This window comes from Streptomyces sp. ICN903 (genome assembly GCF_022015835.1).
GTDB classification, from domain to species: Bacteria; Actinomycetota; Actinomycetes; order Streptomycetales; family Streptomycetaceae; genus Streptomyces; species Streptomyces fenghuangensis.
The window spans coordinates 1-13,272 of the sequence record NZ_JAKMAY010000160.1 but is presented as its reverse complement, the minus strand read 5'-3'; the positions used below and the strand labels follow the sequence as shown (position 1 = coordinate 13,272).

Annotated in this window: 13 protein-coding genes; 5 read left to right on the top strand and 8 right to left on the bottom strand. The window is 73.7% G+C overall.

All coding sequences use genetic code 11. The annotated features are described in order from the left end of the window. Positions 1-31: 31 nt before the first annotated feature. Both L7D48_RS17235 and uvrB read right to left on the bottom strand, forming a co-directional pair. Positions 32-610, bottom strand: a complete 579-nt coding sequence (locus L7D48_RS17235) for a TerD family protein (protein ID WP_237880332.1) — start codon at positions 608-610, stop codon at positions 32-34. Between the two features lie 157 nt (positions 611-767). Next, entirely contained in the window at positions 768-2,924 is a 2,157-nt protein-coding gene (gene uvrB / locus L7D48_RS17230) for an excinuclease ABC subunit UvrB (protein ID WP_256462927.1), read from the bottom strand. A 224-nt stretch (positions 2,925-3,148) separates the two neighbouring features. Here uvrB and L7D48_RS17225 point away from each other — a divergent pair, with 224 nt between their 5' ends. From L7D48_RS17225 to L7D48_RS17215, 3 genes are all read left to right on the top strand, one after another. Then, a complete protein-coding gene (locus tag L7D48_RS17225) occupies positions 3,149-4,153 on the top strand; it encodes a glycerophosphodiester phosphodiesterase family protein (RefSeq protein ID WP_237880331.1) in 1,005 nt (334 codons plus the stop codon). Positions 4,154-4,231: 78 nt separating this feature from the next. Next, complete coding sequence (locus L7D48_RS17220; protein WP_237880330.1) at positions 4,232-4,792, top strand: methylated-DNA--[protein]-cysteine S-methyltransferase; 561 nt, start codon at positions 4,232-4,234, stop codon at positions 4,790-4,792. A gap of 202 nt (positions 4,793-4,994) precedes the next feature. Then, the gene (locus tag L7D48_RS17215; protein WP_237880336.1) at positions 4,995-6,281 is read left to right on the top strand and encodes an MFS transporter; all 1,287 of its coding nucleotides are present in this window, start codon (positions 4,995-4,997) and stop codon (positions 6,279-6,281) included. Between the two features lie 48 nt (positions 6,282-6,329). Here the strand turns inward: L7D48_RS17215 and L7D48_RS17210 are convergent, their stop codons facing one another. Both L7D48_RS17210 and L7D48_RS17205 read right to left on the bottom strand, forming a co-directional pair. Then, positions 6,330-7,046, bottom strand: a complete 717-nt coding sequence (locus L7D48_RS17210) for a PIG-L deacetylase family protein (RefSeq protein ID WP_237880335.1) — start codon at positions 7,044-7,046, stop codon at positions 6,330-6,332. 85 nt (positions 7,047-7,131) lie between these two features. Next, positions 7,132-7,590, bottom strand: coding sequence for a type II toxin-antitoxin system PemK/MazF family toxin (locus L7D48_RS17205; protein WP_237880334.1), 459 nt, complete (start codon positions 7,588-7,590; stop codon positions 7,132-7,134). 111 nt (positions 7,591-7,701) lie between these two features. On the opposite strand from L7D48_RS17205, the gene L7D48_RS17200 reads away from it, so the two are divergent. Continuing rightward, positions 7,702-8,379, top strand: a complete 678-nt coding sequence (locus L7D48_RS17200; protein ID WP_237880329.1) for an AIM24 family protein — start codon at positions 7,702-7,704, stop codon at positions 8,377-8,379. Between the two features lie 354 nt (positions 8,380-8,733). Here L7D48_RS17200 and L7D48_RS17195 read toward each other — a convergent pair whose 3' ends face one another. From L7D48_RS17195 to L7D48_RS17180, 4 genes are all read right to left on the bottom strand, one after another. Continuing rightward, positions 8,734-9,123, bottom strand: coding sequence for a hypothetical protein (locus L7D48_RS17195; protein WP_237880328.1), 390 nt, complete (start codon positions 9,121-9,123; stop codon positions 8,734-8,736). Positions 9,124-9,330: 207 nt separating this feature from the next. Further along, positions 9,331-10,590 (bottom strand): hypothetical protein, encoded by a 1,260-nt coding sequence (locus tag L7D48_RS17190; RefSeq protein ID WP_237880327.1) that lies wholly within the window; start codon positions 10,588-10,590, stop codon positions 9,331-9,333. A gap of 139 nt (positions 10,591-10,729) precedes the next feature. Beyond that, entirely contained in the window at positions 10,730-11,425 is a 696-nt protein-coding gene (locus L7D48_RS17185) for a S1 family peptidase (protein WP_237880326.1), read from the bottom strand. A 114-nt stretch (positions 11,426-11,539) separates the two neighbouring features. Further along, a complete protein-coding gene (locus L7D48_RS17180) occupies positions 11,540-12,304 on the bottom strand; it encodes an HNH endonuclease family protein (protein ID WP_374492582.1) in 765 nt (254 codons plus the stop codon). A gap of 170 nt (positions 12,305-12,474) precedes the next feature. On the opposite strand from L7D48_RS17180, the gene L7D48_RS17175 reads away from it, so the two are divergent. Further along, entirely contained in the window at positions 12,475-13,263 is a 789-nt protein-coding gene (locus L7D48_RS17175) for a hypothetical protein (protein WP_237880325.1), read from the top strand. Positions 13,264-13,272: the final 9 nt, after the last annotated feature.

The window sequence follows — 13,272 nt, the reverse complement described above, 5'->3', positions numbered from 1 at the left end:
CCCCACGGCCTCCCCCGGCCGCTCGCCCCGCCTACAGCAGGGGGGTGATCGAGGGCATCAGGTCCTGGAAGGTGCGGCCGTTGGCCTCGGTGCCCAGGGCGGTCATCTGCCAGCCCTCACCCTGGCGGTGGACCTTGGCCATGATCTGCGCGGTGTGCCGGCCGCCGCCGGTGAGGGTGTAGCGCGCCAGCTCCTGACCGTTCGTCTCGTCCACCAGCCGGCAGAAGGCGTTCTGCACCTCGGCGAAGGTCTGACCGGTGAAGGAGTTCACGGTGAAGACGATCTGGTCGATGTGGACCGGGACCCGCTGGAGGTCCACCAGGATCGCCTCGTCGTCGCCTCCCTGCCCGGCGCCGCCGACGAGGTTGTCGCCGGTGTGCCGCACGGAGCCGTCGTCGCTCACCAGATGGCGGAAGAAGACGACGTCCACGGGCTGCTGACCGGCGAAGAGCACGGCCGAGGCGTCCAGGTCGATCTCCTGGGTGCGGCGGCCGAACAGGCCCCGGCGGGGAGCCGCCTGCCAGCCGAGCCCCATCCGCACCGCGGTCAGGGTGCCCCCGTCGGACTTCCGCAGGCTGACCGCCTGCCCCTTGGACAAGTTGACCGTCACGTGCGTTCCCCTCTTTCCAGCCATTGCGATCGGCCGCCGTCTGAGGCGACTGCCACGAACCCTACGCACCGCCGTCGGCGGCGCGGACGGGACGGGTGGGCTTTGTGTCGTTCCTGCAACACTCGCTCGCGCTCCGCCGCCCCGCACCGCCCTCACATCACCGCAGGCCCGCCTCCTTCATCTGGCGCAGCTCCTTCTTCAGTTCGCCGACCTCGTCGCGCAGCCGGGCGGCCACCTCGAACTTCAGCTCGGCCGCCGCGGCCCGCATACGCTCGGTCATCTCCTCGATGAGCTCGGCGAGTTCGGCGGCGGGCCGGTCGGTGGGCCGGCCGGCCTCCCGGCTCCTGCCCGCCCCGCCCCGTGCGCGGTCGCCGTCCGGGCCCGCCGCACGGCCGAGGTCGGGCACCGGGGCCTTGGCCCGGCGCTCCTCTCCCGCGCCGGCCTTGCGGTAGCCGCTGTCCAGCAGCTCCCGGGTGTCGACCTCCTCGCGGGCGATCGTCGCCACGATGTCGCCGATCTTCTTGCGCAGGGGCTGCGGATCGATGCCGTTCGCCTCGTTGTAGGCGATCTGCTTGGCCCGGCGCCGGTTGGTCTCGTCGATGGCCTTGGCCATCGCCGGGGTGATCTTGTCGGCGTACATGTGCACCTGGCCCGAGACGTTGCGCGCCGCGCGGCCGATGGTCTGGATCAGGGAGGTGCCCGAGCGCAGGAAACCCTCCTTGTCGGCGTCGAGGATGGCCACCAGCGAGACCTCCGGCAGGTCCAGGCCCTCGCGCAGCAGGTTGATGCCGACCAGCACGTCGTACTCGCCGGCGCGCAGCTCGCGCAGCAGCTCCACCCGGCGCAGGGTGTCCACGTCGCTGTGCAGGTAGCGGACCTGGATGCCCAGCTCCAGGAAGTAGTCGGTCAGGTCCTCGGCCATCTTCTTGGTCAGCGTGGTGACCAGGACGCGCTCGTCCCTCTCGGTGCGGGTGCGGATCTCGTGCACCAGGTCGTCGATCTGGCCCTCGGTGGGCTTGACCACGACCTCCGGGTCGACCAGGCCGGTGGGACGGATGATCTGCTCCACCACGCCGTCGGAGCGCGACAGCTCGTACTGCCCCGGTGTCGCCGACAGATAGACCGTCTGCCCGATGCGCTCCAGGAACTCCTCCCACTTCAGCGGGCGGTTGTCCATCGCGGACGGCAGCCGGAAACCGTGGTCGACCAGGGTCCGCTTCCGCGAGGCGTCGCCCTCGTACATGGCGCCGATCTGCGGGACGGTGACGTGGGACTCGTCGATGACCAGCAGGAAGTCGTCGGGGAAGTAGTCGAGCAGGGTGTGCGGCGGGGAGCCCTTCTCGCGGCCGTCGATGTGCAGCGAGTAGTTCTCGATCCCGGAGCAGGTGCCGATCTGCCGCATCATCTCGATGTCGTAGGTCGTCCGCATCCGCAGCCGCTGCGCCTCCAGCAGCTTGCCCTGCTTCTCCATGCGGGCCAGGGTCTCCTCCAGCTCCGCCTCGATCCCCGCGATGGCCCGCTCCATGCGCTCGGGGCCCGCGACGTAGTGGGAGGCGGGGAAGACGAACAGCTCCCGGTCCTCGGAGACGACCTCGCCGGTGAGGGGGTGGAGCGTGGAGAGGGCCTCGATCTCGTCGCCGAACATCTCGATGCGGACGGCCAGCTCCTCGTAGACCGGGAAGATCTCGACCGTGTCGCCGCGCACCCGGAAGGTGCCGCGGGTGAACGCCATGTCGTTGCGGGTGTACTGGATGTCGACGAAGCGGCGCAGCAGCGCGTCCCGGTCGATCTCCTCTCCGACCCTCAGCGGCACCATCCGGTCGACGTACTCCTGCGGCGTGCCCAGGCCGTAGATGCACGAGACGGAGGCGACCACGACGACGTCGCGCCGGGTGAGCAGCGAGTTCGTCGCGCTGTGGCGCAGCCGCTCGACCTCCTCGTTGATGGAGGAGTCCTTCTCGATGTAGGTGTCCGTCTGCGGAACGTAGGCCTCGGGCTGGTAGTAGTCGTAGTACGACACGAAGTACTCGACGGCGTTGTTCGGCAGGAGTTCGCGGAACTCGTTGGCGAGCTGGGCCGCGAGCGTCTTGTTCGGCGCCATCACCAGAGTCGGCCGCTGGAGCCTCTCGATCATCCACGCGGTGGTCGCCGACTTGCCGGTGCCGGTCGCGCCCAGCAGGACGACGTCCTTCTCGCCTGCCGTGACGCGCCTGGCCAGCTCGTCGATGGCCGCCGGCTGGTCGCCGCTGGGCTGGTAGGGACTGACGACCTCGAAGGGCGCCGTCCTGCGTTCGATCTGGGTCTGGGGCCGCATGCCCACCACGTTACGTCCCCCGACTGACAACCGGGGGCGGCTTCCGGGCCCCGTCCGGACCCCGTCCGGGACACGGCCGGGGCAGCCGGGGCACGGCCGCGTCCGGCCACCGGCGAGGGGTTTCCCTGAAGCGTTCAGGTTCTGTCCACTTCCCGCCCATGTAACCGGCCGCCGATGCCGGAATGCTTCTGGGGTCAGTGCACCGAAGACGTGAGGAGTCCCCCGTGCCCCTACGCCCCGCTGCCACCGTCACCGGTTCACTCGCCGGCCTCTGCGCGCTCGTCCTGTCAGCCGTCCCCGCCCAGGCCGCACCGGCGGCGGAGGCTCCCGTCCCGGTCGCGCACCGCGGGGCCTCCGGCTACGCGCCCGAGAACACCCTGGCCGCCGTCGACGCCGCCCGTGCCCTGGGCGTCAAGTGGGTGGAGAACGACGTGCAGCGCACCAGGGACGGCGAACTCGTCGTGATGCACGACGCCACCCTGAGCCGCACCACGGACGTCGAGGAGGTCTTCCCCGACCGCGCGCCCTGGAGGGTCGCGGACTTCACCGCCGCCGAGATCGCGCAGCTGGACGCGGGAAGCTGGTTCGACCCGCTGTACGCGGGCGAGCGGGTGCCCACCTTGGAGCAGTACCTGCGGCATCTGGACCGCACCGGCCAGAACCTGCTGCTGGAGATCAAGCGGCCCGAGCTCTACCCGGGCATCGAGGCCGACATCCTGGGCGAGCTGCGCGGCGAGGGCTGGCTGGACCGGCGGCACGTGCGAAGCAAGCTGGTGATCCAGAGCTTCGGGGCCGACTCGGTGCGGGCCGTGCACGAGCAGGCGCCGGCCGTCAGGACCGGCTTCCTGGGCACCCCCGCCGTCGAGGAGCTGCCGCTGTACGCGCGGTTCAGCGACCAGATCAACCCGCCCCACACCACCCTGACCGGGGAGTACGTGCGGCGGGTCCAGTCCCTGAAGGGCCCCCACGGCAAGCCGCTGGAGGTCTTCACCTGGACGGTGAACAGCGCGGAGGCGGCCCGCCGGGTCGCGGCCATGGGCGTGGACGGGATCATCTCCAACTACCCGGACGTCGTCCGGGACGCCACCCGGGACGGCGGGCGGGAGGACTCGCCGGAGGCGGCCCGCGAGGAAGCCCGGGAGGAGTCCCGGGAAGAGGAGCTGGAGGAGGCGATGGAGGAGGCCCGGGAGGCGGCGCGTGAGGCGGGGGTCACCTTCCCCGCCGCCTGACCTGCCCACCGCCGAACCCGCCGCGGGCCGCTTCCGCATACCGGCCCGCGGCGGGTGCCGTTTCCGTAGACTCGCCCCATGACCGAGACACCGGCCGGGGGCGCCGCCACGGCCACGGCCTGGACCGTACGGGACACCCCGGTCGGCCCACTGCTGCTCGCGGCGACCGGACGGGGGCTGGTGACCGTCGTCTTCCACGCCGGGGAGCGGACGGTGCGCCGCTGCCTGGCCCGGCTCGCCGCACGGCTGGGCACCGAGCCGGCCCCCGGCGGGGACGATCCTGTCCTGACCGAAGCGGCCCGGGAGCTGGAGGCGTACTTCAGCGGCGGTCTGCGGGAGTTCTCCCTTCCCCTGGACTGGTCCCTGACCTCCGGGTTCAACGAACGGGTGCTGCGGGCGCTGGCCGGCTCCGTGCCCTACGGCAGCACCGTCGGCTACCAGACCCTGGCCGACCGCGTCGGCGAGCCGGGCGCGGCACGCGCGGTGGGCGTCGCCATGGGTTCCAACCCGCTGCCGGTCGTGGTTCCGTGCCATCGGGTGGTGGAGAGCGGCGGCGGGCTGGGCGGATTCGGCGGAGGGCTGGAGACCAAGCGGGCGCTGCTCGCGCTGGAGGGGGTCCTTCCGGCACCGCTGTTCTGAACCGCCTCACGGCCCCCTCGCCTCCGGGCCCGCCTCAAGGGGCCGGGGCCCGGAGCGGAGGCCCCCGCCCCGGTTCCTCCTGTGGCGAACCTCGCCTCCCGTGTGTCCCCCACGGGTCTCCCCCGGCCGCCTCCGCCTGGCAGACTGCCCTCTCGTGAAGGACACCTCCCGGACCGCCGACGCCGCCGGCGGCCTCCCCGGCATACCCGGCCCCCGCGGCACCGTCGCGGTCCCCCGCGCGGCCGGCCTGGCCGCACTGCGCCGCCGCACCACCGCCGTGCTCGTGGCGGGCCAGATCCTGGGCGGGCTGGGCGTGGCCACGGGCATCGCGCTGGCCGCCGTGCTGGCCGAGGACGTCAGCGGTTCCGAGGGGCTGGCCGGTCTGGCGATGACGTCGTCGGTCCTGGGCACGGCCGTGCTGTCCCTGCCGTTCGCCGCCCTGACCGCCGCGCGCGGCCGCCGCGCGGGTCTCGCCCTGGGCTATCTGGTCGGAGCGGTGGGCGGGGGCGTGGTGGTGCTCGCCGCCGTCCTGGGCAGTTTCCCCCTCCTGCTGCTGGGCACGGCGGCCTTCGGCGCGGGCTCCGCCGCCAACCTCCAGGCCCGCTTCGCCGCCGCCGACCTCGCCGAGCCCGCCCACCGCGGACGGGCCATCTCCACGGTGGTGTGGGCCACGACAATCGGCGCTGTCCTCGGCCCGAACATCGCCGCCCCGGCCGGGCGGAGCGTCGGGGGCCTGGGCATCCCCGAGGCGGCGGGCCCGTTCCTGTGGGGCGCGGGCGTCTTCCTGCTGGCCGCGGCGCTGGTGTTCGTCCTGCTGCGGCCGGATCCCCTGCTCACCGCCCGCGCCCTGGCCGCCGCCGACGGGCACGCACCGGAGTCCGCCGAGAGCCGCTCGCTGCGCGCCGGGCTCCGTGCCGTGGCCGCCTCGCCGCGGGCCCGGCTGGCCCTGGTGGCCGTCGCGGCCTCCCACGCCACCATGGTCTCGATCATGGTGATGACGCCGGTGGACCTCGGCCACCACGGCGCCGGCATCGAGCTGATCGGTCTGGTGATCAGCATCCACATCGCGGGCATGTACGCCTTCTCCCCGCTGATGGGCTGGCTGTGCGACCGGATCGGCCGGATCTCCGTCATCCTGGCCGGCGTCGCGGTGCTGGCGTGCGCGGCGCTGGTCGCCGGTACGGCGGACGGCGACCACGTCCGGAGCGCCACGGGCCTGTTCCTGCTCGGACTGGGCTGGTCGGCGGGGCTGGTGGGCGGTTCCACGCTGCTCACCGACTCGGTGCCGCACAGCGCCCGCGCGGCCGTCCAGGGGCTGTCCGACCTGTCCATGAACGCCGCGGCCGGCGCGGGCGGCGCGCTCGCCGGCCTGGTCGTCGCGCAGGCGGGCTACGGCTGGCTCAACGCGATGGGAGCGGCCCTGCTCCTGCCGATCGCCGCACTCGCCCTGCGCCTGAGGCTCCGCCCACCGGCCCCGGACGGCCGGTGACACCCCGCGCCTGCCGCACCGCCGCGGCTCGCGGGCCGGGCGCCGCGGTCATCCCCTGGGATACACCTGGAAGGCCACGGCCCGCCGCCCGCCGGTTTGCCCGGCGAGCATGTCCATCACGCCGGTGACGAACTCGCGGGCGTACTCGGCGGGCTCCTTGTCGCTGAGCGCCCCGATGTACGCGCGGTGCTCGGCGAGGGAGGCGACGGCCCGGTCCACGTCCTCCTGTGCCACCTCCACGGCGTGCGTCGGCTGCGGCGACCCCGCGACCGCCACCCAGCGCACCCCGTCCCACGGCTCCAGGCCCCGGTCCGCCAGGTCGGTGAAGATCCAGCGGTTGCCCGCGTCCCCGGCCGCGTCCAGCACCGCGCGGCCGACGGCCCGGTGGTCGGGGGTGTTCCAGTTGACGCCGCCCCAGGTCTCGTGGTGGTTGAGGGTGATGAGCAGTTCGGGCCGGTGGCGGCGGATCGCGGCGGTCAGGTCTCGGCGCAGGGCGACTCCCTCCTCGACGACCCCGTCCCGGTGGTCCAGGAACTCCACCTCCTCCACTCCGACCACGGCCGCGCTCGCCCGCTGTTCCGCCTCCCGCACCCGTGCCGCCCGCTCGGGCTCCATGGTGTCGATCCCGGCCTCGCCCCGGGTGGCCATCAGATAGGAGACCCTCCGCCCGGCGGCGGTCCACCGGGCGATCGCGGCGGCGGCGCCGTACTCCAGGTCGTCGGGGTGCGCGACGATCGCGAGCGCGCGGTTCCAGTCCTCGGGCATGGGGCTGAGCCGACCGTCCACGGTGGCCTCCTTCGCGGCAGCGCTGTGAGCCGGTTGTGCCGTACCGGGCCAGTATGCGCCCGGATCAGCGCCAGCCGTACCGCCGCTGGAGGCTGTGCGCGACCCGGTCGAACCTCGCCCGGTCCAGCGCGCACGCCTCGCGCCGCATCCCCTGCGGGTGGACGCGCAGCACCCGGTCCAGGTCCACCCACGAGTCCCGCCCTGAGCGGTCCCAGGGGCCGGAGCCGAGCGGCACCCAGTCGTGCTCGCCGTCCCGCCGCCTGCTGGAGAGCTGGACGGCCAGCAGGGTGCCGGCCGCCTCGCGCGCCACGACCAGGACGGGCCGGTCCTTGCCCCGTCCGTCCATCTCCTCGTAGGGCACCCAGGTCCAGACGATCTCGCCGGGGTCGGGGTCGCCGTCCGGGTCGGGCGCGTACACCATCCGCACGGCGCCCACCTCGTCCGCCCGCGCCTGTGTCGTCGCGGTCGGCCCCGCGCTCCCCGGAGCGTCCCCGAGCCCGTCGGCCGTCCTCGTCCCGTCCATCGCCATGGGCACACGCTATCGGCACCGCCACCGCCGGCCCGCCGCGCGGTCCGCCGGCCGGGCCGAGCGCGGCGTCTTGGCGGGATCCCGGGTTCCGGGGAGCATACGCCCATGCGCAGCGACCTCTTCGCCTCCGAGAACACGGTCCGGCCGGCCACCGCCCCCGGCATGTCCCTGCAGAACCCGCAGTCGATCCGGTACGTGGTGGACGGCGAGTGCTACGCCCGGCAGGGTGCGATGATCGCCTTCCGGGGAGACCTGAGATTCGAGAGGAAGGGGCAGGGGGTGGGGAACTTCCTCAAACGCTCCGTCACCGGCGAGGGGCTCGCCCTGATGTCCGTCCGCGGCCGGGGCGAGGCCTGGTTCGCCCACGACTCCGCCAACTGCTTCCTCGTCGACATCGACCCCGGCGACAGCCTCACCGTCAACGGGCGCAACGTCCTCTGCTTCGACGCGACCCTCCAGTACGAGGTGAGGATGGTCAAGGGCGCCGGCATGGCCGGCGGCGGCCTGTTCAACAGCGTCTTCACCGGGCAGGGCAGACTGGGTGTGGTCTGCCAGGGCACCCCCATCGTCATCCCCGTCTCCCCCGGCGCCCCGGTCTTCGTGGACACCGACGCGGTCGTCGGCTGGAGCGCCCGGCTGGACACCTCGCTGCACCGCTCGCAGAGCTTCGGCTCGATGATCCGCGGCGGTTCCGGCGAGGTGGCCCAACTCAGGCTGGACGGCGAGGGATTCGTGATCGTGCGGCCGAGCGAGTCGCGCCCGGGCGGCCAGTCCTCCGGCTGACGCGGCGCAGGTCCCGTGCCCGCGTGCGGCCGGTGTGCCGGTACTCACACGGCGGGCCCGGAAACGGGCCGGGGCCGATACGGTGTGAGCGTGTTGCCTTCCCCCCGCTTTCTGTCCCGGTCCCCGCACAGGCTCTGCTGTTTCAACGGATCCCTCCACCGGCGCCCTCCGCGGGCGCGGTGCCGTCCGGTGGCCGGGAGGGAGCACGCCTGGCGCCCGCCCGCCGGGGCCGGCGCGGAGCCCGGACGGACAGTCGTCTGCCCGCGGTTGTGCGGCCACCTGTCGCCCCCGCCGCCGCCCGCGGCCCACTGACCACCGCCCTCACCGGCCGCGAAAGCCGCACCGGCCCCGGGCTCAGGAGTACGGGCAGTGGCGGACTCCGTCGAGATGCAGGCAGCCGCCCTCCCCCACCCGCCAGGTGTACTCCTTCGGTTTCCCTTCCTCGGGGAAGGTCACGAGTGTGCCGTCCCTGACCTCGTAGCGGCCCGTGACCATGCTCGTCCCGGTCTCCCGGGTGAAGAAGCCGTCCTCGTAGAAGCTGAAGACGGTCGTGTCGAAGTTGGCGGACCGCTCGGTGCTCCAGCTGCCCACCAGCTCCGCGGGAAGGGACCGGCCGCCGGCGCCGGCCTCCCCGGCGGCGGCGCCCTCCGGCCCCCCGGTTCCGTCCGTCTGACCGCATCCGCCCAGCAGCAGCACACCGGTCGCCACCAGTGCGGCCGCGACCGTTCGCCGTGTCGTGCTCACGACCCCCGCCTCCAGTCCGTTCGTTCGGCGACGCACGGTACTCCCGTGGTCACCGTGACGACGGCGGTGTGCGTGAATACGGCCGCCTTCGCGGGAAAGTCGGTCAGTTCGTCTCCCCGTCCGGGCTCCTGTCGGCGTACGCCGTCTACGACCGCGGCCGGGCGCCCGCGCCGCACCGCGCTCCGGCGGTGCGGCGGGCCGGGTGTCTCAGCACCAGCCGCTGATCGGGCCGTTGACGCCCGACCACACATAGGCGTCGCTGATCCAGGTGCCGTCGCTCAGTCTGTTCCACAGGCTCGTGGTGCCGTAGCGGCCGGTGTGCGAGGTGCCGGAGGCGGAGCAGGAGACGGTGACCGTGGCTCCGTCCGCGGCCGAGCCCGTGACCGCGTAACCGGTGCCGGGGCCGGTGCGCTTGTTGACCTGGCCGCCCCCGTTGGCGTCGATCACGGCCTGGTTCAGGCCCAGCGCGCCGTAGTTGTACAGCGTCCCGCCGGCGCCCACCCGCCTGCTTCCGTGCATCGCCGATCCCTGGTAGGCGGCGGAGCCGTTGTGGATCACCCACTTGCCCAGGTTGTGGCCCGCGACCGGGATGTACGAGCCGTTCTGGATCAGGCCGAAGTGGACGTGGCGGCCGTACGCGGCGCCGCCGCAGGTGACGTCCGTGCCCGTGTAGCCCAGGAACGCGCCGGTGTTGACCCAGCCGCCGTCGGTGCTGATGTTGTTCCACAGGTGGTAGTAGTCGGTGGCGTAGCCGCGGTCGTGGACGACCCGTATCCAGCCCCGGCACATGGTGTAGGCCGTGCCCTGCCGGGCGGCGCGCACCACCTCGTCGCCCCCGGCGAAGTCCAGCGAGCTCCACGGCGCCGCGCTGCCGCTCCAGCCGTGGGGGCCGCTGGTCATGACCGTGTTGGCGCCGACGGTCGTAGGCAGCGCCATGCCGGTGCGGTAGTCGCCCGCGCCGTACACGACGGCCTCGTCGCCGCCCGGGCCGCCGCCTTTCGGGGTCCCGTCCCGGCTGCCCTGCTCGTCCTGCCTGCCGTCGAGCCCGGCGAACAGGGGCTTCTCCCGGGGTTCGACCAGCGGGGAACGCCGGGACAGTTCGGCGAACCGCTCCTCGCCCTCCAGGGCGACCCGCCATGTCCCGCCCCGGCGTTCGGCGAGGAACAGCCAGCCCCGGGGCATCCGCTGCGAGCCGGGTTCGGTCGCCAGCACGGCCGTGCCGAAGGCCCATCCTCCCGCGTCGCGGGTGACGTTGACGCGCGTAGCGTCGTGCGCCGACGCGGCCTCGGCCTCGGCGCGCCCGCGTTCGGCGAGGCGTTCGGCCACGGCCGCCTCCGGGCCGGCGCCCTGCCGGTCACCGGTGGCGGCCCCCGCCGGGGCGGCCAGGGACAGCGCTCCCGCCAGGGTCAGTACGGCGGTGGTGATGCCGGTGATCCGGCGGGCTCCGGGTCTTCTCCAGCCGAACATGCGGTCCTCCTCGGCAGTCGGGGGCACCGCTTGTGACGGCACCTCCGATTTGAATGGACACCGTCAAACTAGAAGGCGCCGCTTCCTCTGCCAAGTACGCCTCAGGGAGCCCGGCCCCCCGTCCGGGCTCCCTGAGGCCTCAGTACAGAGTCAGGCCGTGTGCGGCCAGGACCTCGATGACGGGCCGGTAGTACGTGGTGCCGCCGTAGGCGCAGTTCCCGCTGCCGCCCACGATGACTCCGAGGGCCGTGGTGCCGGAGAACGCGGGGCCTCCGGCATCGCCCGGCTCCGAGCAGGCGTTCGACCTGAACAGACCGTGGACGGCGCCGCCCCCGTAGTTGACCGTGACGTTGACCGCGGTGACCGTGCCGCAGCGCAACCCGCCGACCCGGCCCATGTGGCAGACGGACTGGCCCACGCGCGGGGAGGCGGCCCCGGTGATGTCCCGGACGGCCCCGCCGCCCAGGCTCACCTCGCCGGGATAGGACAGGGAGGTGTTGGTGTAGCGGACGACCCCGTGGTCGTCACCGGGGAAGCCGCCGCCCGCGGTGGTGCCGACCGGCACGGTCCGCGCCGCGTCGGCATACCAGGTGGAGACCCCGCCCGCGCAGTGGCCGGCGACGAGGCCGTGGTACGCGCCGTCGCGGCGGGCGTTGAAGGCCACCGTGCAGCGGCGGCCGTCACCGCCGTACAGCACGTCGCCGCCGCGTACGGCGGCCGTCGCCGCCGAGGCGGCCGGGACGGGGGCGGCGGAGGCCGTGGGCGCGCCGAGGAGCACGGTGGCCAGAGCGGCCAGTAACGCCAGGACGGTCGCGGGGACGGGTGGGCGTCTCATGGTTCCTCCCGGTGGGGACGGTGCCGGCGGATGCCGCCGGTACCCCGATGGTGGGGAAGACCGGCCCCCTGCGCCAGACCGCCCGGCCCGGCCGTCCGCCCGCGCCGGGCGGTCTCAGCCCCCGCACTGCCGCAGCATCGTCTCCTTGTCCGGTTCGGTGACCGGCATCCCGTACTCCAGGGCCACCTGCGCGAAGCGCACCGCGTAGGCGCAGCGGATCGGCTTGTTCGGCGGCAGCCAGGAGGCCGGGCCCGAGTCGCCCTTGGCCGAGTTGGCGCGGCCCTCGACCGGCAGCAGGTTCAGCGGATCGTTGGCGAGCCGCTCGCGCTTGTCCTCCGGCCAGCGGGACGCGCCCATCTGCCAGGCGTACGACAACGGCACCACATGGTCGATCTGCACCTCGGCGGCGTCCTGCTTCCTCCAGGCGATCTCCTCGCCCGTGTAGGGGTCGGCCAGCGTCATGGCGACGACCACGCAGTCGGAGCCGGAGCGGAAGCGCAGCTCCTCGCCGTCGCGGGCGAGCAGGTCGTTGCGGGTGTCGCAGCCGTTGCGCGCCAGCGGCACCCCGTCGGCGGTGTCCATCCACGCGTAGCCGAACTCGTCCCGGTCGTACCCCGTCCTGGGCCCGCGGCCCCTGGTCGCCAGTTCCGACACGATCTCACGGGCCCTCTCGCGGTCCGCTGCCGAGGCCACCGGCGCCAGTCCGGGCTCGGTTCCCTCCTCGTTCTCCAGCGGGCTGACGGCGCGTCCGGTGGACGAGCCGGACTCCGTCGCCGGGGAGGGGGTTTCGAGGTCGATCGACTCACAGCCCGTCAGGAAGAGGGCGGCGCTCAGCGCGAGGGCGGTGGCGGAGACCGGGCGGAGGACTGGTATCGGCACGGGCTGTCCAGGGGTCGGGGCGGGTGCGGGCGGTGGGCCCGCCACTGCGGACGGGGCCAATCCACCGTCCATCCTTCCCCGGCGCCCGGGGCGAAATCCGATTGCCGCCCCCAGTCGGACGGAGGACGGTAGATGGCTGTCGAAGCCGATCGATCCCACGGGGGTGCGCCATGACCAGTCATTTCGGAGCCATCGGCCTCGAGGCGGGCAGCAGGCAGGAGTACGGCGAACTGCTGCGGCGACTGTACGCCCTCGGCCGCGCGGAACCCGTCGGCGGGGGTGCGGTGCGGGTGGTGTGGACCGGCGCGGGTGGCGCCCGTGTCGAACTGGAGATCGACGGCGAGGGCTCGCTGACTCACGTACTGCCCGCCCTGGTCCCCCGGGGGGCGCCGGTACCGGTGCGCGGCATCGCCCTGGCCCCGGACGGGGTCGCGCACATGGAGCTGCTGGACGGCGAGGGCGGCCGGACACTGTGCCCGCTGCCGGTGGAGCTGACCGACCGCGCGGAGTTGCGTGCGCTGGGAAGGGAGCGGGGCGGCGCGCCCACCGAGGGGTTCGTGCGGCTGAGCGCGCTCGCCGAGCGGATCGGCCTGCACGCGGACCGGGCGGCGTACGACGCGGCGCAGCGGGGGCGCGAGCCGCGTTTCGCGCCGGAGTACCTCATCCCCTCCGGGCTGTTCCGCCCCGACGACTCGGGCCGGGAGTGGGCGCCGGCGGCGCAGGCCCTGTTCGCGGGCGGTGTGGTGGCCGCCGAGCGCGTCGGGAGCGAGATCGGCGGCGGGGCCTTCCACCGCCTGAGGGTGCGAACACTCGGCGGGATCGAGGTGGACGTCGCCGCCTCCGACGCTCAGCTCCCGCACGCCCCGGCACCGGACGGCTGGGTGGGCCGCTGGGTGGAGGGGGCCTTCTTCATGACCGGCTCACTGGGGCTGGGGATGCCCCGGGACGCGGACCGGTGAGGGGACGCG

Excerpts from the sequence above, each read along its gene's own strand:
- L7D48_RS17220 (WP_237880330.1), top strand. The coding sequence starts at position 4,232 with ATGACCGAGACACCGGCCGGGGGCGCCGCCACGGCCACGGCCTGGACC.
- L7D48_RS17190 (WP_237880327.1), bottom strand. The coding sequence starts at position 10,590 with ATGTTCGGCTGGAGAAGACCCGGAGCCCGCCGGATCACCGGCATCACC.
- L7D48_RS17175 (WP_237880325.1), top strand. The coding sequence starts at position 12,475 with ATGACCAGTCATTTCGGAGCCATCGGCCTCGAGGCGGGCAGCAGGCAG.
- L7D48_RS17205 (WP_237880334.1), bottom strand. The coding sequence starts at position 7,590 with ATGGACGGGACGAGGACGGCCGACGGGCTCGGGGACGCTCCGGGGAGC.
- L7D48_RS17210 (WP_237880335.1), bottom strand. The coding sequence starts at position 7,046 with ATGCCCGAGGACTGGAACCGCGCGCTCGCGATCGTCGCGCACCCCGAC.
- uvrB (WP_256462927.1), bottom strand. The coding sequence starts at position 2,924 with ATGCGGCCCCAGACCCAGATCGAACGCAGGACGGCGCCCTTCGAGGTC.
- L7D48_RS17185 (WP_237880326.1), bottom strand. The coding sequence starts at position 11,425 with ATGAGACGCCCACCCGTCCCCGCGACCGTCCTGGCGTTACTGGCCGCT.
- L7D48_RS17200 (WP_237880329.1), top strand. The coding sequence starts at position 7,702 with ATGCGCAGCGACCTCTTCGCCTCCGAGAACACGGTCCGGCCGGCCACC.